The 22,330-nt window shown below is 73.0% G+C and carries 17 protein-coding genes; 9 read left to right on the forward strand and 8 right to left on the reverse strand.

All coding sequences use genetic code 11. The features are described from left to right. Positions 1 to 208 precede the first annotated feature (208 nt). A complete protein-coding gene (locus ACFWIA_RS12065; protein ID WP_387002959.1) occupies positions 209 to 1,441 on the forward strand; it encodes a serine hydrolase domain-containing protein in 1,233 nt (410 codons plus the stop codon). On the opposite strand, the gene ACFWIA_RS12070 is transcribed toward ACFWIA_RS12065, so the two are convergent. Together ACFWIA_RS12070 and pepN are read right to left on the reverse strand one after the other, a co-directional pair. Then, positions 1,417 to 2,556: a hypothetical protein gene (locus ACFWIA_RS12070; RefSeq protein ID WP_387002961.1), complete on the reverse strand. Its 1,140-nt coding sequence runs from the start codon at positions 2,554 to 2,556 to the stop codon at positions 1,417 to 1,419. The two genes, ACFWIA_RS12065 and ACFWIA_RS12070, sit on opposite strands and share 25 nt — an antisense overlap. 231 nt (positions 2,557 to 2,787) lie before the next feature. After that, positions 2,788 to 5,370 (reverse strand): aminopeptidase N, encoded by a 2,583-nt coding sequence (gene pepN, locus ACFWIA_RS12075; RefSeq protein WP_387002963.1) that lies wholly within the window; start codon positions 5,368 to 5,370, stop codon positions 2,788 to 2,790. Between the two features lie 235 nt (positions 5,371 to 5,605). Between pepN and ACFWIA_RS12080 the strand changes: the two genes are divergently transcribed. Beyond that, entirely contained in the window at positions 5,606 to 6,235 is a 630-nt protein-coding gene (locus ACFWIA_RS12080; protein ID WP_387002964.1) for a DsbA family protein, read from the forward strand. 209 nt (positions 6,236 to 6,444) lie between these two features. Here ACFWIA_RS12080 and ACFWIA_RS12085 read toward each other — a convergent pair whose 3' ends face one another. The 3 genes from ACFWIA_RS12085 to ACFWIA_RS12095 form a co-directional block, all read right to left on the reverse strand. Further along, the gene (locus tag ACFWIA_RS12085) at positions 6,445 to 7,086 is read right to left on the reverse strand and encodes a superoxide dismutase (protein ID WP_385487386.1); all 642 of its coding nucleotides are present in this window, start codon (positions 7,084 to 7,086) and stop codon (positions 6,445 to 6,447) included. Between the two features lie 256 nt (positions 7,087 to 7,342). After that, a complete protein-coding gene (locus tag ACFWIA_RS12090; protein ID WP_387002965.1) occupies positions 7,343 to 7,624 on the reverse strand; it encodes a hypothetical protein in 282 nt (93 codons plus the stop codon). Positions 7,625 to 7,712: 88 nt separating this feature from the next. Beyond that, positions 7,713 to 9,140, reverse strand: coding sequence for an amino acid permease (locus ACFWIA_RS12095; RefSeq protein ID WP_387002967.1), 1,428 nt, complete (start codon positions 9,138 to 9,140; stop codon positions 7,713 to 7,715). Between the two features lie 372 nt (positions 9,141 to 9,512). Here ACFWIA_RS12095 and ACFWIA_RS12100 point away from each other — a divergent pair, with 372 nt between their 5' ends. From ACFWIA_RS12100 to ACFWIA_RS12110, 3 genes are all read left to right on the forward strand, one after another. Then, on the forward strand, positions 9,513 to 10,106 hold the full coding sequence (locus ACFWIA_RS12100; protein ID WP_385487392.1) for a biotin transporter BioY: 594 nt from the start codon (positions 9,513 to 9,515) through the stop codon (positions 10,104 to 10,106). 142 nt (positions 10,107 to 10,248) lie between these two features. Then, complete coding sequence (locus ACFWIA_RS12105) at positions 10,249 to 10,734, forward strand: ribose-5-phosphate isomerase (RefSeq protein WP_387002969.1); 486 nt, start codon at positions 10,249 to 10,251, stop codon at positions 10,732 to 10,734. Between the two features lie 76 nt (positions 10,735 to 10,810). Then, entirely contained in the window at positions 10,811 to 11,632 is an 822-nt protein-coding gene (locus ACFWIA_RS12110) for an Fpg/Nei family DNA glycosylase (protein ID WP_387002971.1), read from the forward strand. Positions 11,633 to 11,724: 92 nt separating this feature from the next. Here the strand turns inward: ACFWIA_RS12110 and ACFWIA_RS12115 are convergent, their stop codons facing one another. After that, on the reverse strand, positions 11,725 to 12,954 hold the full coding sequence (locus ACFWIA_RS12115) for a GNAT family N-acetyltransferase (protein ID WP_387002972.1): 1,230 nt from the start codon (positions 12,952 to 12,954) through the stop codon (positions 11,725 to 11,727). 198 nt (positions 12,955 to 13,152) lie between these two features. On the opposite strand from ACFWIA_RS12115, the gene ACFWIA_RS12120 reads away from it, so the two are divergent. Then, positions 13,153 to 14,313 (forward strand): PP2C family protein-serine/threonine phosphatase, encoded by a 1,161-nt coding sequence (locus ACFWIA_RS12120; RefSeq protein ID WP_387002974.1) that lies wholly within the window; start codon positions 13,153 to 13,155, stop codon positions 14,311 to 14,313. Between the two features lie 105 nt (positions 14,314 to 14,418). Here the strand turns inward: ACFWIA_RS12120 and ACFWIA_RS12125 are convergent, their stop codons facing one another. After that, positions 14,419 to 15,636, reverse strand: a complete 1,218-nt coding sequence (locus tag ACFWIA_RS12125) for a cation:proton antiporter (RefSeq protein ID WP_387002976.1) — start codon at positions 15,634 to 15,636, stop codon at positions 14,419 to 14,421. 1,092 nt (positions 15,637 to 16,728) lie between these two features. On the opposite strand from ACFWIA_RS12125, the gene ACFWIA_RS12130 reads away from it, so the two are divergent. Genes ACFWIA_RS12130 through ACFWIA_RS12140 form a run of 3 tightly spaced genes read left to right on the forward strand, consistent with a single transcriptional unit; the run spans position 16,729 to position 20,552 of the window. Continuing rightward, complete coding sequence (locus tag ACFWIA_RS12130; protein WP_387002977.1) at positions 16,729 to 17,526, forward strand: ABC transporter ATP-binding protein; 798 nt, start codon at positions 16,729 to 16,731, stop codon at positions 17,524 to 17,526. Beyond that, positions 17,526 to 20,012, forward strand: a complete 2,487-nt coding sequence (locus ACFWIA_RS12135) for an FtsX-like permease family protein (RefSeq protein WP_387002979.1) — start codon at positions 17,526 to 17,528, stop codon at positions 20,010 to 20,012. Before ACFWIA_RS12130 ends, ACFWIA_RS12135 begins: the two co-directional genes overlap by 1 nt. 33 nt (positions 20,013 to 20,045) lie before the next feature. Beyond that, a complete protein-coding gene (locus tag ACFWIA_RS12140) occupies positions 20,046 to 20,552 on the forward strand; it encodes an HD domain-containing protein (protein WP_387002981.1) in 507 nt (168 codons plus the stop codon). 29 nt (positions 20,553 to 20,581) lie between these two features. Here ACFWIA_RS12140 and ACFWIA_RS12145 read toward each other — a convergent pair whose 3' ends face one another. Continuing rightward, the gene (locus ACFWIA_RS12145) at positions 20,582 to 21,781 is read right to left on the reverse strand and encodes an acyltransferase family protein (RefSeq protein WP_387002983.1); all 1,200 of its coding nucleotides are present in this window, start codon (positions 21,779 to 21,781) and stop codon (positions 20,582 to 20,584) included. Positions 21,782 to 22,330 lie beyond the last annotated feature (549 nt).

The raw sequence follows: 22,330 nt of genomic DNA on the forward strand, positions 1-22,330 counted from the left end.
GCGCACCGGGCCCCCGACGCACGGGAACCGGGCGGATGTTCGTACCCTCCTCCCCAAGGGGAGAGCCGCGGTCCACCGCCCGGGGCCGGCGAACCTTCCCCGGGTTCCACCGGTTTACCGGGCGCGAGCTGCTGCGCACCGGCCCACCGACCGACCGGTGCCCCCGCACGGCCCGCGACCGTGACCGAGTGAAGAAGCAGGGACCCCTGTGACAGCACCGACAGCACCGACAGCACCGACAGCACCGACAGCACGCACCGCGCGCAGGGGACTCGTGGCGCTGAGCGCGGCGGTGCTCGTCACCGTCGCGCTCACGGAACCCGCCCGGGCGTCCGGCGCCCCGGACGACCACCGCCGCACCGAGCGGGCCATGGCCGAGACCGTCGCGAACGGCGCCCCCGGGGTGACCGCCCAGGTGCGCGACCGCGCCGGCAACTGGCAGGCCGCGGTGGGCGTGGGCGACCTGCGCACCGGCCGCCCGCGCGGCGCCGACGACCGCTACCGCATCGGCAGCGTCACCAAGACGTTCGTCGCCACCGTGCTCCTCGCCCTGGAGGCCGAGGGCCGCGTCGACCTGGACGACACCGTCGACCACTGGCTGCCCGGGCTGGTCCGGGGCGACGGCCACGACGGGCGGCGGATCACCGTCCGCCAACTCCTCAACCACACCAGCGGCGTCCGCGACTACACCGCCGACCCGGAGTTCCGCCGCTGGCACTTCCAGGACCCGGGCTTCTTCACGCACCGCTTCGACACCCTCGCCCCCCGCACCCTGGTGCGCACCGCCCTGAGCGGCCCGGCGGCCTTCGCACCCGGCGCCACCTGGGGATACTCCAACACCAACTACGTGCTCGCCGGGTTGGTGATCGAAGCGGTCACCGGGCGCCCCTACGGCGACGCGGTCCGGGACCGGATCATCCGACCGCTCGGGCTGCGCGCCACCTCCGTCCCCGGCGCCGACCCGCACGTGCCCGGCCCGAGCGGACGGGGCTACGGGAGGCTCTCCCCCCACCCGGGGGCCACCTCGGTCCATGACGTCACCCTCCTCAATCCGTCGATGGCCTACGCGGCGGGCGAGATGATCTCCTCCTCGGCCGACCTCACCCGCTTCTTCGCCGCCCTGCTGCACGGCGACCTCCTGCCCGCCCGCCAACTCACCGCGATGACCACGACCGTGCCGACCGGGCTGCCCTCCCGGGCGCGCTACGGGCTGGGCATCGCCAGCGTCCCGACCGGGTGCGGCCTGCGGCTGTGGGGCCACGGGGGCGGCATCCCCGGATCGTCCACCCGCACGCTCAGCACCCGCGACGGCGGGCACGCCCTCGCCTACAACCTCAACGCCGACTGGCTGGGCGGCGGCGCGATCGAGGAGGCGGAGTTCTGCGGCGGCGCCCGGAGCGGGGGCCGCGGGCCCGGTCAGCGCGGCAACACGACCACATAGGTGGCCGGCTCCCGTTCGGCGGAGGTCAACAGCGCCGTGCGCACCACCGTGGCCTGCTGCTCCACGCTGTCCCGCAGCTTGCGCGGGGTGAGGTGGACGACCGTGATCCCCAGCCGTTCCAGGTGGTCCCGCTTGCGCGCGTACTCGGCCCACTCGGCCTCCTGGGCGGGGTCCCCGTGCCGGGCGCCCGGCCGGGGGGAACGGGTGTCCAACTCCACCGCGACGGCGTGCTCCGGCCAGTACGCGTCCACCCCGCCCAGGTGCGGTCCGCCGGGCAGTCGCAGGTCGACGTTCCACACCGGCTCGGGCAGCCCGTGCGCGCTCACCAGCCGGTACAGCCGGTCCTCGGCGACCGACCGCCCCTCGGCGAGCAACGAGTCGACCGCGTCCACCACGTGCGGGCGCCCCAGCAGCCGCGCCTGGTTCAGCTCCCGTACCACGGCGGCCGGTTCGCAGTGCCGGTCGCGCACGGCCTCGGTGAGCAGCGCGCGGATCGTGGGCGCGTCGCCGAGTTGGGCGATCGCGTCGGCCAGGGCCCGGGGCACCGGGGCCACCGGGAGCCCGGTCACGTGGTGCGGCCTCGGCAGCACCACGGCGCGCACCAGCCGCACTTGGGGGGTGGACCGGAGCCGGCGGGTGCGGGGGACCAGGACGTCGAGCCGGTCGAGGGCGAGCAGCGAGGGCGCGTGCACGAAGCCGTACAGCCTCAGGGCCGCCATCCCGGTGAGCATGGCGTCGCGGTACGGGGACTGCTCCTCGTCCTCGTAGGGGAGGCCGTCCGAGAAGGGCAGCCCGTCCCCGTACTCGTAGGCGTGGTGCGGTTCCGGGGCGACCGGTTGGGCGGGGACGGTGCCCCGGGCGCTGGGCCGTCCCGCGTACAGCAGGACGCCGTGCAGCCGCTCCTCGCTGGTGGGCGGTCCTTGGTGCAGCAGGTACACGCCGGGCAGGAACGGCTGCCACGATCCGCCCGACCGGCAGCGTGCACTGGTTTCGGCGGCGGACACCCCGTGCGCGCGGAGCTGGGCGAGGCTCATCACGCGCAGCCGCGCATCGCGGAAGTCCGGGGTGGAGCGGGGGTGGTTGGTGCCAGCGGAGAGTGGGGCATTGTGGTTCATGTCCCGCAATCTGCCCACCCCGGACGGGGTCACTAACCTGAGTTACGGATTCATCGACAATCCGGGACAACTTCGCCCGAACGTGTGGTGGTTCGGCAGGCGAAACCTCGATCCCCCTTCCGGCGGGCGCGCGTTCACCAGTACGAACGTCGCCCGCCGGGGCGCAGGAAACGGGGCGCGTGCGAACCCTCGCACGCGCCCCGTCCCACCTGCCTCACACCGAGTCGGCGGTCACCCGGCGGCGAGCCGGTCGCACTCCTGCCCGCGCAGCGTCCGCGCGAGGTCGTCCCGGGACTCGATGACCAACCGCCGCAGCGCCGGCGCCGCCCCCTCGTGCGCGGCGAGCCACGCGTCCGCCGCGTCCAGCGTCGCCCGGTCCCCCTGGAGGGAGGGGAACAGCCCGCGGACCACGTCCATGCCGATCTGGATGGAACGCTCGGCCCAGATCCGCTCGATCGCCTCGAAGTACCGAGAGGCGTACGGCGCGATCAGTTCCCGCTGCGAGGGCTGGGTGAATCCGGAGATCGTCGCCTCGACCAGCGCGTTGGACAGCGCGTCCGACTCCATCACGTCCGCCCACGCCCGGGCCTTGACCTCGGCCAGCGGCCGGGCGGCCAGGCACCGCACCTGGTGGCGCTTGCCGGACGCCGTGTCGTCCCGGGCCAGCTCCGCCGCGATGACGTCCGCGCCGGCCACCCCGTGCGCGGCCAGCGGCTCCAGGAACGCCCAGCGCAGCTCCTGGTCCACGTCGAGCCCGTCGATCCGCGCACTGCCCTCCCGCAGCCCGGTCAGCAGCCCGAGGTCGGCCTCCCCGGACGCCGTCGCGGCCAGGAACCGGGCCCAGGTGAGCTGGTGCTGACTGCCCGGCTCGGCGATCCGCAGCTCCCGCAGGGCCCCCTCGGCGAGCAGTCGGCCGCCCTCCTCGCGCCACTTGGGCACCGCGTAGTGGGTGACCGCCGACAGCGCCCAGGCGTGCAGCATCTGGAGCACCCCGATGTCGCTCTCGCGCCCGGCGAACCGCACCACCAGGTCCACGAAGTCCCGGGCCGGCATCAGCGCGTCCCGGGTCAGGTTCCACAGCGCCGACCAGCACAGCGCCCGGGCCAGCGGATCGGTCAGCGACCCGAGGCGTTCGCGCAGGGTCACCAGCGAGGTCTCGTCGAACCGGATCTTGCAGTAGGTCAGGTCCTCGTCGTTGACGAGCACCAGTTCCGGCGCCCGCTCGCCCGCGAGGGCGGACACCACGGTCCGCGGCCCGTCCACGTCGACCTCGGCCCGTGCGTAACGGACCAGGTCGCCGCCGGCGTCCTCGCGGGCGTAGAGCCCCACGGCGATCCGGTGCGGACGCAGCGTCGGGTACGCCTCGGGGGCCTCCTGGAGGATCGCCAGCTCGGTGATCCGTCCCTGGGCGTCCAGCAGCGTCTGCGGGGTGAGCGTGTTGACCCCGGCGGTCTGGAGCCAGGCCCGCGACCAGGCGGCCAGGTCGCGCCCCGAGGTCTCCTCCAGCACCACCAACAGGTCTTGGAGCTGGGTGTTGCCGTAGGCGTGGCGCTTGAAGTAGCGCCGCGCGCCCTCCAGGAACGCGTCCTGGCCCGCGTACGCCACCAACTGCTTCAGCACCGCGGCGCCCTTGGCGTAGGTGATGCCGTCGAAGTTCAGCTTGGCGTCCTCCAGGTCACGGATGTCGGCCGTGATCGGGTGCGTGGACGGGAGCTGGTCGGCGCGGTACGCCCACGCCTTGCGGTTGTTGGCGAAGGTGATCCAGCCGTCGGTGAAGCGGGTGGCCCCGACCATCGAGAAGGTCCCCATGAAGTCGGCGAACGACTCCTTGAGCCACAGGTCGTCCCACCAGCGCATGGTCACCAGGTCGCCGAACCACATGTGCGCCATCTCGTGCAGGATGACGTTGGCCCGCCGCTCGTACGCGGCCCGCGTCACCTTCCCCCGGAAGATGAACTCCTCCCGGAACGTCACGCACCCCGGGTTCTCCATCGCCCCGAGGTTGTACTCCGGGACGAACGCCTGGTCGTACTTGCCGAACGGGTACGGGTAGTCGAAGTGGTCGTGGAAGAAGTCGAGCCCCTGCTTGGTCACCAGGAACACGTCATCGGCGTCGAAGTGCTTGGCGAGGCCCTTGCGGCACAGCGCGCCGAGCGGGATCTCCAAGGTCGTGCCGTCCGCGAAGGTGCGGCGGTAGTGGTCCGTGACGTGGTGGTACGGCCCGGCGACGACCGCCGTGATGTACGTGGAGATGGCCTCGGTCGGCGCGAACCGCCAGACCCCGTCGACCAGCTCCCCGACCCCGTTGCTCCACACCGTCCAGCCGTCGGGCGCGGTCACCTCGAAGCGGTACGGGGCCTTCAGGTCGGGCTGCTCGAAGTTGGCGAACACCCGGCGCGCGTCGGCCGGCTCGTACTGGGTGTAGAGGTAGACCTCGCCGTCCTCCGGGTCGACGAAGCGGTGCATGCCCTCGCCGGTGCGGCTGTACGCACACCGGGCGTCGACCACGAGTTCGTTCTCCGCGGCGAGGTCCGCCAGCGCGATCCGGGTCCCGTCGAAGACCGCGTCCGGGTCGAGGTCCTTGCCGTTCAGCGAGACCGCGGTGACGCCCGGCGCCACCAGGTCGGCGAAGCTGCTCGCCCCCGGCTCGGCGCAGCGGAACCGGATCGTGGTGACCGACCGGAACGTCCGCGGACCGTCGCCGTCCCCCGCTCCGATCGCGGACCGCAGGTCGAGCGCGACCTCGTAACCGTCGACGGACAGCAGCGCGGCCCGCTCCTGGGCCTCGTCGCGGGACAGATTCTCACCGGGCACGGCGGCACTCCCTTGTGACTCGCGGATCGTCGGATCTTCAGCTGGTCGGATGTATCGGAAATCGGTACACGGTATTCGCTACCCGGGAAACGATCCTGCCATGGGCCCCCGGACGCGCCGCACCGGACGCCCGTCGGCCGTCCGGGCGGGAATGACCCGGGTGACCTGTGGCGTTCTTCACATGAGTGTGATGGCCACCGGCACGCGCCCGCGGGCGCTGAGGAGAGACGTACCCATGACGCAGAAGACCCCCGTCGACTTCTGGTTCGATCCGATCTGCCCGTGGGCGTGGATGACCTCCCGCTGGATCCTGGAGGTCGAGAAGGTCAGGGACATCGAGGTCCACTGGCACGTGATGAGCCTCGCCGTCCTCAACGAGAACAAGTTGGACGAGGTGCCCGAGAGGTACCGCGAGGGCCTGCAACGGGCGTGGGCGCCGGTCCGCGTGGTGACCGCGGCCCGCCAACTGCACGGGGACGAGGTCGTCGGCCCGCTGTACACCGCACTCGGCACCCGCTTCCACAACCGGGACGAGGGCAACACCCGCGAGGCGATCGCGGGGGCCCTCGCGGACGCGGGTCTGCCGGAGTCGCTCATCGAGTACGCGGACTCCGAGAAGTACGACGTCGAGCTGCGCGCCTCCCACAAGGAGGGCATCGACAAGGTCGGCCAGGACGTGGGCACCCCCGTCATCGCCGTGCCCGGCGCCGACGGCGAGCAGATCGCCTTCTTCGGCCCCGTGGTCACCCCTGCGCCCAAGGGCGAGGAGGCCGCCCGACTGTGGGACGGCACCCTGCTGGTGGCCTCCGTCCCCGGCTTCTACGAGATCAAGCGCACCCGCACCCAGGACCCCGTCTTCGACTGAGCCCCGCCGCTGCACGGCTGCGAACGCCGGAAGGTCCCGCGAGTCACGTCCTCGCGGGACCTTCCGTTTCTGCTCCTGCCCCATGAACGGTGAGAAGACGATCACGAGCAGGGCCTTGGGTGCCGCCCCGGGAGCGGCCCTAACCCGGGGGGTGGCACGTACTGCGGTGGTGCGTCGGGTACTGCGGTGGTGCGGGGTGGAGCGTCGGATCAGGGGGCGAGGATCAGGTTGTCCACGCGCTCCTTGGCGGCGGCGTAGCGCTTGGCCACGTCCTGCCAGTTGACGACCTGCCACATGGCGTCGATGAAGTCGACCTTCTGGTTCTTGTACTGGAGGTAGAAGGCGTGCTCCCAGGCGTCGAAGACCAGGATCGGCGTCGAGCCCTGGCCCACGTTGCCCTGGTGGTCGTAGATCTGCTCCACGATCAGCTTGCCGCTGACCGGCTCGTAGGCGAGGACGCCCCAGCCGGAGCCCTGGGTGGTCGCCGACGCCTTGGTGAGCTGCGCCTTGAAGTTGGCGAACGAACCGAAGGACTCGGCGATCGCGTCCGCCAGCCCGCCCACGCCGTCCTTGTCCAGCGGCTCGCCGCCGCCGTCACCGGTCATGTTGTGCCAGTAGATGGAGTGCAGGATGTGGCCGGACAGGTGGAAGGCCAGGTTCTTCTGGAGGCCGTTGATCGACCCCCACTGGTCCTTGTCCCGTGCCGCCTCCAGCTGCTCCAGGGTGTCGTTGGCACCCTTCACGTAGGCGGCGTGGTGCTTGTCGTGGTGCAGCTCGATGATCTCGGGGCTGATCACCGGGGCGAGTGCGGAGTAGTCGTACGGAAGTTCGGGAAGTGTGTAGACGGCCATCGCGGGTCCCCTCTGACCTCTTATTGCAAAGCACTTGCAACTGCACGCTACCAGCAGCTTCCCGTGAATGCGTGCGCCCCCCTGGGCCCTCCGTGGCGCTCGGGTCGCGGCCCCGCTCAGGTGCTCCGACGGCCGCCCATACGTTCAACGGGGCTCCGGTCGGGGGGTCGGTGACCGGGCGTCCGGAAGCCCCGCCTGCGCGCCGGGCGGAGCCGGACGGGGGAGCGGCCCCATCGGCGGTCCGGGCCGACGGCGTTCAGTCGAGCCAGTGCCGCCAGCGCGGGCGGGGCGGGGCGCAGTGGCCCGACTCCCGGGCCGCCCGGAGGGCGCGAGCGACGAGTTCCTCGTCCGTCGGCACCCGACCGTCCGCCTCGGGGAGGCTGCGCCCCGTGCCGTCGGTCAGTCGGGCGTAGCTGACCGAGCAGTCGGGGTGCACGGGACGCGTCGCGTGCCAGCCCAGGAGCATCGCGGCCAGCCCGACGCCCACGCCGGCGATGACGAACAGCCGCCGCGGACCGCCGCTTCCGTTGAGGGACACCACCGCATGCTACTGAACGCCAAGTGGCCAGCTCCGCACCGGACTTGGCGGTGCCGGGAGCCGGCCGGGGAACGATCGGGCGGGTCGTCTACCCCCGCCCGGCGCGCCGTCGCTGCCGGGCGTACCCGGTCGCGGCCAGCGCCAGCACCATCGCCCCGGTGGCGTACAACTGCACCCGCGTCTCCGGCTGCCGAGCCATCAGCAGGAAGACCCCCGCCATCGCGGCGAGCGCCACCCAGGTCAGCGCGGGGTACGCCCACATGCGCACGGTGAGCCGCCCGGGCTCCTCCCGTTCGACGCGGCGCCGCAGGATCAGTTGGGAGACCGCGATGGTGATCCACACGACGAGGATCACCGCGCCGATCATCTTGAGCAGCCAGCTGAACACGTCGTCGGGCCGCCAGTAGCTCAGCAGCACGCACAGGAAGCCGAACAGGGACGAGGCCACCACCGCGACCCGCGGCACCCCGCCCGACACCCTCCCCAGCGCCTTCGGCCCCTGCCCCCGCTCCACCAGGGAGTACGCGATCCGGGACGCCCCGTAGACGTTGGCGTTCATCGCCGACAGCAGGGCCACCAGCACCACCACGTTCATGATCTCGCCGGCGCCCGGGATGCCCAGGGCGTCGAGGGTGGCCACGTACGGGCCCTTGTCGACGAGGTCCTCGTCGTTCCAGGGCACCAGCGTCACGATGACGGCCATCGAGCCGATGTAGAACAGCGCGATCCGCCACATCGCGGTGCGCACCGCGCTCGCCACCCCGCGCACCGGGTCCTCGGACTCGGCCGCGGCGATCGTCACCGTCTCCAGCCCGCCGTACGCGAACACGGAGGCGAGCAGCCCGACGACCAGTCCCTCGCTGCCGTTGGGCAGGAACCCGCCGTCGCCGGTCAGGTGCGCGGTGCCGGGCGCGTCGGTACCGGGCAGCAACCCGGCGATGGCGAGCGCCCCCAGGACCAGGAACACGGCGATCGCGGCGACCTTCAACGCGGCGAACCAGAACTCGAACTCCCCGAAATTGCGCACCGCCGCCAGGTTCGAGGCGCAGAACACCGCCATGAACAGGGCGACCCACGCCCACTGCGGGGTGCCCGGCAGCCACTCGGAGGCGATCGCCGCCGCCCCGATGGCCTCCAGTCCCACGGCGGTGCACAGCAGCACCCAGAACGCCCAGCCGGCGGTGAACCCGGCCCACGGTCCGATCGCGCGCTCCGCGTGTGCCGAGAACGAGCCCGACGACGGGTACGCGGCCGACATCTCGCCCAGCATCCGCATCACGAGCATCACCAACAGCCCGGACACGGAGTACGCCACGACGATGGAAGGACCGGCGGCGGCGATGCCGGCCCCCGACCCCACGAAGAGACCGGCGCCGATCACCCCGCCGAGGGCGATCATCGACAGGTGCCGCTGCTTGAGGCCGTGCCCGAGGGTGCCGCCCGGTGCGGGCCCGGACCCCGGGTCCGCACCCTGCGTGGGGGAGTCCGCGCGCGCCTCGGCGTCTGGTCGAGCCATGTGGGGGCATTCCCTTACATGAGGGGATGTGGGGGGCGTTCAGTGTGCCGCACGGAGGACTCGTGCCCAAGACGGTCATGGACATGCCTTCCCGGCGTGGACCCGTGCCACCGGCGAGATCGCCTGCCCCGCCCCGGAATTGGTGGTACCCCACAGTCCCTCAGTGATCAGTGTCACCTTGACCGGGTGATTCGCCCAGCCGCTTTGTTGGGAGGTGACCAATCCGTGGTAGCGCCCTTTGTCGGCCGTTGACGGTGAGCGCGCCGGGGCCCCTGGGATAGCGTCGCCGTGTCCCCGCAGCGCCGCGCCCCTGCACCGCCAGGACCCCGCACCGCCCGTCCCCTGCACCGTCCGACCTCCCCGGGAGCCCCGTTGAGCACCGCAACCGTCACCGTTCGCCCCGGCGAGGTCCTCGCCGACCTCCTGCCCGCCTCCTCGACGGCCCGCGCCCGGGTCCGGGACGTCGCCCTCGTGGTGGGCGGCGCCGCGCTCACCGGCGTCGCCGCGCAGCTGGTCGTCCCGGTTCCCGGTTCCCCCGTCCCGGTCACCGGACAGACCTTCGCGGCGCTCCTGGTCGGCACCTCGCTCGGCGCCGGCCGCGGCTTCCTCTCGCTCGCCCTGTACGCCCTGGTCGGCATGGCGGGCGTGCCCTGGTTCGCGGAGGGCACCTCCGGCGCGGGCGGCGCCACCTTCGGCTACGTCCTCGGCATGCTGCTCGCCGCGACCGTCGTCGGCGCCCTCGCCCGCCGCGGCGGCGACCGTTCGATGCTGCGCACCGCGGGCACCATGGTGATCGGCTCCGCGATCATCTACGCGGTCGGCGTGCCCTACCTCGCCGCGAGCACGCCGCTGTCGCTGTCCGGTGCGGTCGCCGCGGGCCTGACGCCGTTCCTGATCGGCGACGCCCTCAAGGCCGCCCTCGCGATGGGCGCGCTGCCCACCGCCTGGCGCCTCGTCAAGCGCTGAGCCGGACGACCCCCGGCCCTGCGGCCCCGGTTCCACCCCAGGAACCGGGGCCGTTGCGCGTCCCGCGCCCGCCCCTCAGGTCCGGACCAATCCGCAGACCCATGGGCGTACGCTCCGTTCACGGCATGCCACACTCGGACGCATGCGCGTGTACCTCGGCTCGGATCATGCCGGCTACGAACTCAAGAACCACCTCGTCCAGTGGCTCAAGGCCAACGGCCACGAGCCCGTCGACTGTGGGCCCCACGTCTACGACGCCCAGGACGACTATCCGCCGTTCTGTCTGCGGGCCGCCGAGCGGACCGCCGCGGACGCGGGCTCGCTGGGCGTCGTGATCGGCGGCTCCGGCAACGGTGAGCAGATCGCCGCGAACAAGGTCAAGGGCGTCCGCGCCGCGCTGGCCTGGAGCGAGCAGACCGCCGCCCTCGGGCGCGAGCACAACGACGCCAACGTCATCGCCGTCGGTGCGCGGATGCACACCACGGACGAGGCCACCGCGTTCGTCGAGAAGTTCCTGAGCACGCCGTTCTCCGACGAGGCCCGGCACCAGCGCCGGATCGACATGCTCTCGGCCTACGAGACGACCGGCGACCTCCCGCCGATCCCGGCCCACCACCCGCAGCCGTAACCGTCCCGGTGCCCGTGGTGCGCGTCCGCCCCGCGCCACGGGCACGAGCCCCGTACACACTCCAGGAGCGCCGCCCGTGCCGGAAGGGCACACGATCCACCGACTCGCCCTCGACCACCGGGACCGCTTCCTGGACCGCGAGGTCCGCGTCAGCAGTCCGCAGGGCCGGTTCGCGGCGAGCGCGGCCCTCCTCGACGGCCGCCCGCTGACCGCCGCCGAAGCCCACGGCAAGCACCTGTTCCTGGGGTTCCCCGGCGGCGACTGGATCCACGTCCACCTGGGGCTCTTCGGCAAACTCGACTTCGCGACGGCGCCCGTGCCACCGCCCACGGACACTGTTCGGCTACGGCTCGCCACGCCCACCGACAGTGCCGACCTGCGCGGCCCGACCACCTGCGCCCTCATCACCGAGGACGACAAGCGGGCCGTCCACGACCGGCTCGGCCCCGATCCGCTGCGGGACGACGACCCGGCCCCGGCCTGGGCCCGGATATCCCGCAGCCGCACCACCGTCGCCGCCCTGCTGATGGACCAGAAGGTGGTGGCGGGCGTCGGCAACGTCTACCGCGCCGAGGTCCTCTTCCGGCACGGCATCGACCCCTACCGCACCGGCCGGGACCTCGCCCGGGCCGAGTGGGACGCGATCTGGGCCGACCTCGTCGACCTGATGCGCGAGGGCGTCCGCAACAACCGCATCGACACCGTCCGCCCCGCACACACCCCCGAGGCCATGGGCCGTCCGCCGCGCGTCGACGACCACGGCGGGGAGGTGTACGTGTACCGCCGGGACCGACGGCCCTGCCACCTCTGCGGCGACGAGATCCGCACCGCCGGCCTGGCCGCCCGCAACCTCTTCTGGTGCCCCACCTGCCAACCGACCTCCGCGAAGGTCACGTAGCAGGCCGGGTACGTAGCAGGCCAGGTACCGGGCCGCGCAGGGGAGCCCCGCGGCAGGGCTCCGCCGCGTAGGGGGGCCTAGCGGGCGTAGGGCTAGAAACCGTGGGGCAGCCAGGGGGCCACGTCGGACCCGAAGGCCGTGGCCGTCTCGTCCAGCGCGCCCAGCCGCAGCTCCTCGACCCGGCCACCCGCGGCGAGCGCCTTGAGCCCGACCCCGCCGAGGTAGGCCGCGCCCAGCTCCCGCACCGACAGCCGCAGCTCCGCGGGCTCCTCGGTGCGCCGACAGGTCGCGCCCTTGGCATCGCCCGTCAGCCGCCAGCGCCCCGCGTTCCAGGGGCAGAAGTCGTCCGCCACGTCCAGCACCACGTCCACCGGCGCCCGGTACGTCCGCGCTTCGAGCGCCGCGCCCAGGTCCACCAGCCGCACGTGCAGCGAGTCCCGCGTGGTCACCAGGCAGCGGCGCACGTCCGACACCAGGTACTGCCAGGCGTCGTCCACCGGACGGTTGCGCACCTGGAGGGTCGAGGTCAGGTCGATGTCGAGCAGGAACCGCCACAGCTGGGCGTAGGCCGCCGGCTCCACCGCCTCCATGTCCCGCAGCGTCACCACTCCGGCCGGGCCCGAGGCGTTCCACTCCGGCTTGTTGTGGAAGCGCGCGTAACCGACCAGCTCGCCGTCGCGTTCGGCGACGACGCACTGCAAGGGGGACGCGCCGTGCCGCTCGCCCTCCGGGTCCAGCAGGGGCAACCGCGCCCAGCCCGGGGCCCGGGCGATCATCCCCGGCCGCTCGGCCACCCGCCGCGCGTACAGCGCCTCGCACGCGTCCTGCACGTCCACGGGGGCCACGAAGCGCAGCCGCAGCCCCGCCGCGTCCGCCGGCACCGGCAGCGTCACCCGCGAGGTGTCGATCGTCGCGCCCAACTGGTACGTCCCGATGCCGTACCCGAACCGGCCGTAGATCTCCGGCTCGGAAGCCGTCAGCACCGCGAGGGGTTCACCGAGCGCGCGTACGTCGTCCAACTGTCGCCGCATCATGGACGTCAACACGCCGCGCCGCCGGTGCGTGGCGGCCACGCTCACCATGGTGACGCCCGCCGCGGGCACCTGCGCGCCGCCGGGTACGGTCATCCGGAAGCTGAACGCCCCCGCCGTACCGACGCAGGCATCGCCCTCCCACACCCCGAGGGAACGTTCCTCCTCGGTGAGTTCCTGCCACAGCGCACGTTCCTCGGGAGCCTCGGCCACGCCGCCAAACGCCCGCTCCAGTGTGGCGTACCACACAGTCCAGTCATCCGGTCGTAGCACCCTCGGCTCTGTCGTCATGTAGACATGACTATCAGGGCGAAGCAGGATGAGCGAACCGATTTCCGTGCGTCTTGCCGGGCCCGCACCCAGGCGGCACGGGCCGGTCGGCGGCCCATGGAACAGGGGGGTTCACCCGTGGATTCGCTGATCCCGACGGAGCGCCGGGAGGGGCCTGTCGTGCGCCCCCACCGGCGCGCTGGATAGGGTCCACGTGCGATGGCACGACGACGAACGGCAGCAGAGAAGTTCCCGGCCCGATTGAAGAAACAACTCCACCGGGCCCGCGTCGGCATGCGCAAGTCGGGCGTCGACTACTTCCGCGGTGACGGCTCCGACTGGATAGCCCTGGTGGGCCTGCTCTGCACCGTCCCCCTGATCGCCCTGGGCACGCTGGCCAACTCCGTGTGGTTCTCCCCGTCCGCCCTGGTGCTGCCGATCGTCGCGGGCGGGCTGCTGCTGCGCCCCGCGAGCCTGCTCGCCCTGTACGCCGCCGCCGCGTCCGCCCTCATCGTGGAGTCGGTCCGCCTCGGCCCCTACGCCGAGGGGCCCGCCCGGGTGACGCCCGGGGTGGTCCTCGTGGTCGCCGCCTGCGGGTTCACCGGTCTGCTCATCGCCCAGTTCCGCAGCCGCGTCGGCGTGCCCTGGCGCCGCGGCGGCACCATGCTGTTCGACCTGCGCGAACGCATCCGGGTGCAGAGCAAGCTGCCCTCGCTGCCGCGCGGCTGGCACCGCGAGATGGCCCTGCGCCCCGCGGGCGGCCAGTCCTTCTCCGGCGACTTCGTGGTGGCCGCCCGCACCAACGGCGGCCGGACCCTGGAGGTCGTCCTCACCGACGTGTCCGGCAAGGGCATGGACGCGGGCTCCCGCGCCCTGCTGCTCTCCGGCGCCTTCGGCGGCCTCCTCGGCTCCCTGCCGCCGCACGCCTTCCTCCCGGCCGCCAACGGCTACCTGCTGCGCCAGGACTGGGACGAGGGCTTCGCGACCTCCATCCACCTGGTGCTGGACCTGGAGTCCGGCGACTACGAACTCTTCTCGGCCGGCCACCCGCCGGGCCTCCAGCTCAGCGCCGGCTCCGGCCGTTGGGAGGAGAAGGCGCCCGAAGGCCCGCTGCTCGGCGTCTACGACGGCGCCCAGTTCGACCCGCTCAAGGGCTGCCTGCGCCAGGGTGACGTACTGATGCTCTTCACGGACGGGTTGGTGGAGACCTCGGAACGCGACCTCGACGAGGGCATCGACCGGCTCACCGGCGAGGCCGATCGCTATGTGGCCGGCGGGTTCCAGGGCGCCGCCTGGCACCTCATCGAAGCGGTGGCCAAGGACGTGAACGACGACCGGGCGCTGCTCCTGATCTCCCGGGACACCCAGCCCGCCGGCTGACGCGCCGCGCGTCGCCCCACCGCAGGACACGGCACGACGAAGGCCGTTGCGGCAGCGCCGCCGCAACGGCCTTCGTCGTACGGGGCCTTACCGGTCCCACGGGTCCTAGCGAGGGGCTTCCGCGGGGGCCGGGACCTGTGGGTCGCGCTCGGCGGCCGGTTCCACCGGGTCGTCGGGTCCGAGGGCCCGACGGTCGGGCAGGATCCGGGCGAGCAGGTACGACCGCCCGGCGGCCATCGGACCCAGTACGGCGAGCAGCAGGACGTAACCGGCGATGAACGGCGACAGGCGTTCGTCCAGCCCGGCGCCCGCGGCCATGGTCGCGAGGATCAGCGCGAACTCCCCGCGCGCCAGCAGCGTCGTGGAGATGTTCGCGGCCGGACCGGGCCCGAACCCGTACAGCCGGGCGGCGCCGACACCGGCGAGCACGTTCATCACGAGCGTCAACGCGACGGCGGCGAGCACGGGCCACAGGACCACCGGCAGGTCGCCGGGGTCGATGGACAGCCCGAACGCGAAGAAGAAGATGGCCCCGAAGGCGTCCCGCAGCGGGTGCACCAGGGCGCGGATGCGTTCCCCGGAGGTGGTGCTGCCGAGCATCAGGCCGACCATGAACGCGCCGATGGCGTCGGCGACCCCGAACCACTCGGACACCCCGGCCACCAGGACGGCGGCGCCCAGGAAGGAGATCACGAGCAGCTCGTCGTCCTTGGTGGCGAAGAGCCGGCCGATGATCCGGGTGCCGAACCGGGCGGCGAGTGCGAGCGCCAGCAGGAACCCGAACGCCTTGCCCGCGTCCAGCACCGCGGACGAGAGGTCGTCGGCGCCGGACAGGATGGGTTGGAGGGCGGCCAGGTAGAGGGCCAGGAAGATGTCCTCGACCACGATGATGCCGAGGATCGGCCGGGTCTCCGGGTTCCCGAGCCGTCCGGTGTCGACCAGCACCTTGGTCACGATCGCCGACGAGGAGATCCCGAGCACGCCGGCCAGGACCAGCGCCTCGGAGGTGCCCCAGCCCAGGGCGAACCCGAAGCCGAGCCCCGCGCCCACGTTCAGCGCGAGGTACAGGCCGCCGGCGAGGGCCATCCTGCGCCCGCCCGCCTTGAGGTCGTCGAGGTGGAACTCCAGGCCCAGGTAGAAGAGCAGCAGGACCAGGCCGAGTGCGGAGAGCATCTCCAGGTCGTGCGGGTCGGCGACGAGCACGATGCCGGGGGTGTGCGGGCCGAGGAGTATCCCGGCCAGGATGAAGAGCGGAATGGTGGGCAGTCCGATACGCCCGCCGAGCCGTGCGAGGACGGCGGCGGCGAGGAACGCGCCGCCCATGGCGATCAGCGTGTCTGCGTGTCCGATGGGCTTCCTCCTCCGTGCAAAGGGGCTTCACAGGGCTTCAGGGGTGTCAAGTGCGCAACGGGGCTCAAGGCCGCAAAGGCGCGTCAAGAAGACGTTAATAGTTAGTTTACTGAACGATTGATGTGGAGAGGGTCCTCGCCGGCGGAGATGAGGGTCAGCCCCCATGCCGCGGAGACGGGCGGGCCCTGTGCGTTCGAGGTGGGTCGGCCCCGTGCCGCTGGGGTGGGCCGGCGCCCGTGCCCGTCGAGACGGCGGTCATCCCCGGTGGCACCGGGACCGGTCAGGCTCCGCGCGGCCGGGGCGGGCCGGGCGGCTGGGGCGGGCCGGGCGCCCGGGCCTGCCGGGACGGCAGTCGGCCTCCACTGCCGTCGGGGTGGGCTGACCCTGTGCCGCAGCGGCCGGTCGGCGCTGTGTCGCCGCCCGTGCCCGCAGCGGCCGGTCGGCCTCCGCGCTGCTGGGTTCGGTCGGCCTCCGTGTCGTCGAGACGGGCCGGACCCCGTGCAACGGGGTGGGTCGGTCCCGTGCCGCCGGGGTGGACCCGCGCCTGGGCCTGCCGGGACGGCAGCTGGCCTCCATGCCGCAGCGCAGAGACCGCGGTCGGTCCCGTGGTGTCGGGTGGGTCGGCTTCGTGCTGCCGGGGCGAGTCGATGCCCGTGCCCGCAGCGGCGGGCTGCCCCGTGCCCGCCGAGGTGGCGGCCAGCGCCCGTGGCGCCGCGACCTTGGTCAGGCCCCGTGCTGCCGTGGCGGGCCGGCCTCCAAGCCGCCGCGGCGGACTGTCCCGGTGTCACCGGGGGCGGGCCGGCCCCCGCGTCCGGGGCCGCGGTCAGGGTCCGGGCCCCCGCGACGGGAGCCGGCGCCCGCCCCGACTGCCCCGCAGGCCCGTGACCTCCGCGGACCCGCGCCCGGGGCCGCCCGCGGATCACCCCAGTAGCTGGGGTGGGGACAACCCCACCCCAGCTTTGCGGTGGACCTCATGGTGCCCGGACCCCCACGGTCCGTACGTTCGAAGCATCGACCTGCGGCCCCGGAGAACGTCCGCACGCACCAACGAGAGGCACCCCCGTCATGGCCCTGCGCAGCAAGCGGACCACCCCCCACCGAGCCGATTCCCCCTGGGCCGTCGAACTGCACGGAGTGCACCGCCGTTACGGCAGGCGGGCCCACCCGGTCCACGCCCTGCGCGGCATCGACCTCGCCCTGCCGCACGGCAGCTTCACCGCCGTCATGGGCCCCTCCGGCTCCGGGAAGTCCACCTTCCTCCAGTGCGCCGCCGGCCTCGACCGCCCCACCACCGGCACGGTCCGCCTCGCCGGCACGGACATCACCGCACTCAACGAGAACGAGCTGACCGAACTGCGCCGCGCCCGACTCGGCTTCGTCTTCCAGGCGTTCAACCTGCTCCCGTCCCTCACGGTCGAGCAGAACGTCGTCCTCCCGATGCGGCTCGCCGGCCGCCGCCCCGACTCCCGCCGGGCCGCCGAGGTGCTGGCCCAGGTCGGCCTCGGCGACAAGGCCCGCCGCCGCCCCTCGGAACTCTCCGGCGGCCAGCAACAGCGCGTGGCCGTCGCCCGGGCCCTCATCACCCAGCCCGACGTGATCTTCGCGGACGAACCGACCGGCGCCCTGGACACCACCACGGCGACCGAGATCCTCACCCTGCTGCGCACCGCGGTGGACCGACTCGGGGCGACCGTCGTGATGGTCACCCACGACCCGGCCGCCGCCGCCTGGGCGGACCGCGTCCTGTTCCTCGCGGACGGCTCGATCACCGACGAACTCACCGGAGCGTCCACCGAGCAGATCGCCACCCGACTGACCGGGCTGATCGCCCACCACCGCCAGCCCGCCGGAGCCGTGGCCTGATGCGCACCAACGGACTCGCCAGAGCCGCCCTCCGGTTCAAGCCCTCGGCCTTCGCCGGCACCTTCATCGCCCTGTTCATGGCCGCGATGATCGTCAGCGCCTGCGGCATCCTCCTGGAGTCCGGGGTACGGGCCGCCGCCCCGCCCGACCGGTACGCCGCCGCCCCCGTGGTCGCCGCCGCCGACCAGAAGGCCCACCACTACACCGGCAGCGGCGACAGCCGCACCGACATCGGCGGCCCCGTGCCCGACCGGGCCCGGCTCGACGCCTCCCTCGTGGCGAAGGCCGCCGCGGTGCCCGGCGCCCGCACCGCCGTCGCCGACGTGACCTTCCCCGTCCGGACGGACCGGGCCGCCCTCACCGCGCACGGCTGGGGCGCCACCGCCTTCACCGGCGAAGAACCGACGAAGGGTCGCGCCCCCGCCACCGGCGAGGTCGCCCTCACCACCGGCACCCCGGTGCGCACCGCCGACGGCACCCCGCCCGCCGTCGGCGACCGCGTCACGCTGCACACCGCGGACGGGGCCCGCGACTTCCGCGTCGCCGCCCTCGTCAGCGCGCCCGGGGCCGGCCCCACGGCGTGGTTCGCCGACCGGGAGGCCGTGCGGATCTCCGGCCACCCGGACCGGGTCGACGCGATCGCCGTCCTGCCCGAGAAGGGCGTGTCCACCGCCGTCCTGAAGGACCGCGTCACCACGGCCCTCGGCAAGCAGGCCCTGGTCCACACCGGCGAGGACCGCGGTTCCGTCGAGGAGACCCGGGTCGACGACGCCGCGGAACTCCTCCTGGGCCTCGGCGGCTCCTTCGGCGGAGTCGCCACGATGGTCGCCGTCTTCACCGCCGCCGGCACGGTCGCCCTCTCCGTCGGCCAACGCGCCCGCGAGTACGCACTGCTGCGCGCGATCGGCACCACCCCGCGCCAGGTGCGCCGCGCCATCGCCACCGAAACCCTGCTCGTCGCCCCGCTCGCCGGAGTGCTCGGCTGTCTCCCCGGCATCGCCCTGGCCACCTGGTGGTTCGGTCAACTCCGGGACAAGGGCGCGATCCCCGCCTCCGTCGACCTCGCCGTCTCCCCGCTGCCCCCGGCGATCGCCGTCGCGGCCGTGATCCTCACCGGACTCGTCGCCGGCTGGTCGGCGGCCCGCCGCCCCTCCCGGGTCCGCCCAGGCCAGGCGCTCGCGGACGCCGCCGTGCAACGCTCCCGCCCCGGCCCGGTGCGCCTCCTGTTCGGCACCGCCGCACTGATCGGCGGATTCGTGCTCGCCGGGATCTCCCAGTCCGTGTCGGGGGAGGACGCCGCGGACACCGCCCTGGGCGTCGTGATGTGCTTCATGCTCGCCGTGGCGCTGCTCGGTCCGCTGGTCGCCCGCGCCTGCGCCGCCCTCGTCGGGCTGCCGTTGCGCGGCGCCGGCGCCCCGGGCTCCTTGGCCGCCGCCAACTCCCGCTCCAACGCCCGCCGGTTGGCCTCCGCGATCACCCCGATCGTGCTCGCCGTGGCCTTCGCCTCCACGCTGCTGTTCATGCACACCAGCACCGACCGGGCCACCGCCCGCCAACAGAGCGCCGGGGTCACCGCCGACCACGTCGTGCGGCCCGCCTCCGGTGGCCTCGCCCCGGACGCCGTGGCCGAAGCCGCCGACCGACCGGGAGTGACCGCGGCCGTGGGCCTGCTGAAGACCTCGGTCGTGGTCCCGACCGGCTCCGGCGAGTCCACCACGCTGCGCACCGCCTCCGCCCAGGCCGTCGACGGCACCCCCGAAGCCCTCGCGGCCGTCCAGGACCTGGAGCTGCGCACCGGCGAGTTGGACCTCGGTCCCGGCCGGGTGGCCCTCGACGCGGGCCTGGCGGACGCGGCCGGCGTCGGCGTCGGCGACCGGCTCTCCCTGCGCCTGCCGGACGGTACCAAGGCCACCCCCGAGGTCGTCGCCACCTACGGCCACGGACTCGGCTTCGCGGAGGTCACCCTGGTCCGCGCCGACGCCGCGCGGCACGTCAGCGACCCGTTCGCCGCCGAACTGTGGGTCAAGGGCGGCTCCCCGCAGCAGCTCGCCGCCCTCGGCACGGTCCTCGACGGCGGGGACTACACCTCGGCTGCATCCGTGGAGCGCGAACTGAACGCCTGGGCCAACCACACCATGGCCGCGGTCCTCGGTGGCTTCGCGGCCGTCGCCGCCGCCAACACCCTGGTCATGACGGTCCTCGACCGCCGCCGCGAACTGGGCACCCTGCGCCTCATCGGCTCCACCCGCCGCCAGGTGCTGCGCATGATCCGCTGGGAGGCGCTGCTCGTCGCCGTCGCGGGAGTCACCCTCGGCAGCGCCATCGCCCTGGCCACCCTGGTCCCCATGGTCCGCGGCATCACCGGCGAGGGCGTGTACATACCCCCGACGCTGTACGGCTCGCTGGTGGGCGCGGCCGTCGTCCTCGGCCTGGCGGCGACGACCCTGCCGGCCCGGGCGGTGCTCCGCTCCGCGGGCCGGGTGTAGCCGCCCCGGCGGTGTCTCGGTCACACTCGACCGATGACCGAGACACCCCGGGGCCACCACCACGCCCCGCACCCCACGCCCACCGCGGGCCTCACCCTCGCGGAGGTCGAGTCGCTGGCCCGCACCGCCCACGAGGGCCAGCGGGACAAGGCGGGTCGCCCCTACGCGGAGCACCTGCGGGCGGTCGCCGAGGGAGTACGGGCCCGGGGCGGCACTCCGGACCAGATCGCGGCGGCCTGGCTGCACGACGCCGTCGAGGACGGGGTCCTGAGCGAGCGTTGGCTCGCGGGGGCGGCGCTCACCTCCCGCACCAAGGAGATCGTCCTCGCCGTCACCAAACGGTCCGGCGAAACCCCACAGACGTACGCCCGGCGCATCCTCCGGACGCCGGGCGCACGCCTGGTGAAGGAGGCCGACCTGGCGCACAACGCCGATCCCGCGCGGCTCGCCGTCCTGGACGGCCCCACCCGGGACCGACTGACCCGCAAGTACGCCGCGATGCGAGCCCTACTGAACCTGCCGGACCTGCCGGACCACTGACGGACAGGCGGGTCAGGCGGGACGGACGGTCAGCGGGTGTCGCGGGCCCGACCGTGTGCGACGTCCGTGGCATCACGCCGCATCGCCCACCGCAGCCGGGGTTCCAGCGCGAACCGCAGCGCACCGCGCACCGGCGGCGTGCACATCAGGGTGATGGCGACCCCCGCGACCAGCGTCACGCACACCTGCCCGTACGGCTCGTGCAGCCAGGCCGCGTCGTACCAACCCCAGAAACGGGAGCCCTTGGCGAGGAACCCGTGCAGCAGGTAGCCGCAGAGGGTGCCCGCGCCGAGCACGGTGAACCAGGTCCGACGGCGCGGCACCCACGCGAGGAAGCAGGCGGTGAGCGCCAGCGAGCAGCCGAACAGCGCGAAGGTCATCACGGGACCGGTCCACCACGGCGCGCCCATCTCCTGGGCGCTGTTGCTGTGGTAGAGCCAACCGGTCTCCATCCGGGGCGCCGCCCACCAGGCGACGAGCAGCGCCGCGGCGACCAGGGGCACCGACAGCAACCGCACCTCGCGGCGCCGGACCAACTGGAAGTGCTCGGGCCGCGCGTACAGGCCGATCACGAAGAAGGGCATGAACTGGAGCACCCGTTGCAGGTCGAAGTCGTCGCCGATGCTGGGGGACGCCGAGGCGAGCGCGGCGATGCCGAGGGCGACGGGGATCGGCCAGCGCACGACCTTCCACAGCGGGGTGGAGATCCGCCAGGCGAACAGGGCGATCAGGAACCAGGTCAGGTACCAGGGGTCGAGCAGGCTGAGCCGGTGCCCGGGGTCGTCGTCCGCCCACCGCTTGAAGAAGGTGTAGGCCACCTCGAAGACGATGTACGGCGCGACCACCGTGGTCAGCAGCTTCCTGACCCGGGCGGGGCTCATGTCGAACCCCCGGGAGAAGTAGCCCGAGATGAGGATGAAGGCGGGCATGTGGAAGGTGTACACGAAGAGGTAGAGCGCCGTCGCCGTGCGGCTCTGGTCGGTCAACGGTTCCCAGGCGTGGCCCATCGCGACCAGCACGATGGCGAGGTACTTGGCGTTGTCGAAGAACGGGTCGCGTTGTTTGGCGGGGCCGCCCGGGCTCGGGGGAGTCGGCGCCGCTGCCGGGGGGTCGGCGCGCCGGGTGCGGGGGGTGGGCACTCCGTCCGCGGGCTCGACGGGGCCGGGGGGTTCGCTGAGCGGCGGCAACGGCGCCGGATGACGGGCGGACGGCCGCAGTGAGTTGGTCACAGGCCCTCCCACCAGGAACTGGGGGAGACGATCCGCGACCTCACCGCACGTGCGTGGGGCAGGGCAGTGGGAAACATTTGAGGAACCCTAGCGTCGGACGCGGCAGGTGGTGAAACGCCTCCTGACGTTTCTCGCGATCCATCTTGAGTAAATCGGCCCATGGGCGGCGGCTACCCCGTATTCGGAGAAGTGCACCAGCGGATGGACATTCGTTCCGTGAAGCCCGCGAAGTCGACGCTCAGACGGCCAAGTTGACCACTATGTAACTTTTAATCCCCCTTAAACGGTGCATAACACTCACGGGTGATGCTGGTGAAATGTCCTCCAATGGCCCATCAGTCACCTCGCCTGGGGGAGTGCCCGCACCGTTCGGATCTCCCGCGCGGATACCCGGAGGTGGGTGACTGTGTCATGGCTGCGCCGATCATTCGAAATTCCTGCGAACAAGCTGTGTGGGCATGGAAACCATTGGATCGAATTCGCCCTCGCGCGGCTCCGCGGAATTCACCCGGAGGTGATCGCGGGGCCCGCCCGGGCGTCGGTGCCCGC

It is taken from the genome of Streptomyces sp. NPDC127068 (assembly GCF_042724695.1).
Lineage (GTDB): Bacteria > Actinomycetota > Actinomycetes > Streptomycetales > Streptomycetaceae > Streptomyces.

What these genes read in the sequence shown, in the direction of transcription:
- ACFWIA_RS12135 (WP_387002979.1), top strand. Translation starts at nt 17,526, where the DNA reads ATGCGCACCAACGGACTCGCCAGAGCCGCCCTCCGGTTCAAGCCCTCG.
- ACFWIA_RS12130 (WP_387002977.1), top strand. Translation starts at nt 16,729, where the DNA reads ATGGCCCTGCGCAGCAAGCGGACCACCCCCCACCGAGCCGATTCCCCC.
- ACFWIA_RS12105 (WP_387002969.1), top strand. Translation starts at nt 10,249, where the DNA reads ATGCGCGTGTACCTCGGCTCGGATCATGCCGGCTACGAACTCAAGAAC.
- ACFWIA_RS12115 (WP_387002972.1), bottom strand. Translation starts at nt 12,954, where the DNA reads ATGACGACAGAGCCGAGGGTGCTACGACCGGATGACTGGACTGTGTGG.
- ACFWIA_RS12070 (WP_387002961.1), bottom strand. Translation starts at nt 2,556, where the DNA reads ATGAACCACAATGCCCCACTCTCCGCTGGCACCAACCACCCCCGCTCC.
- ACFWIA_RS12125 (WP_387002976.1), bottom strand. Translation starts at nt 15,636, where the DNA reads ATGGGCGGCGCGTTCCTCGCCGCCGCCGTCCTCGCACGGCTCGGCGGG.
- ACFWIA_RS12140 (WP_387002981.1), top strand. Translation starts at nt 20,046, where the DNA reads ATGACCGAGACACCCCGGGGCCACCACCACGCCCCGCACCCCACGCCC.
- ACFWIA_RS12095 (WP_387002967.1), bottom strand. Translation starts at nt 9,140, where the DNA reads ATGGCTCGACCAGACGCCGAGGCGCGCGCGGACTCCCCCACGCAGGGT.
- ACFWIA_RS12085 (WP_385487386.1), bottom strand. Translation starts at nt 7,086, where the DNA reads ATGGCCGTCTACACACTTCCCGAACTTCCGTACGACTACTCCGCACTC.
- ACFWIA_RS12120 (WP_387002974.1), top strand. Translation starts at nt 13,153, where the DNA reads ATGGCACGACGACGAACGGCAGCAGAGAAGTTCCCGGCCCGATTGAAG.
- ACFWIA_RS12080 (WP_387002964.1), top strand. Translation starts at nt 5,606, where the DNA reads ATGACGCAGAAGACCCCCGTCGACTTCTGGTTCGATCCGATCTGCCCG.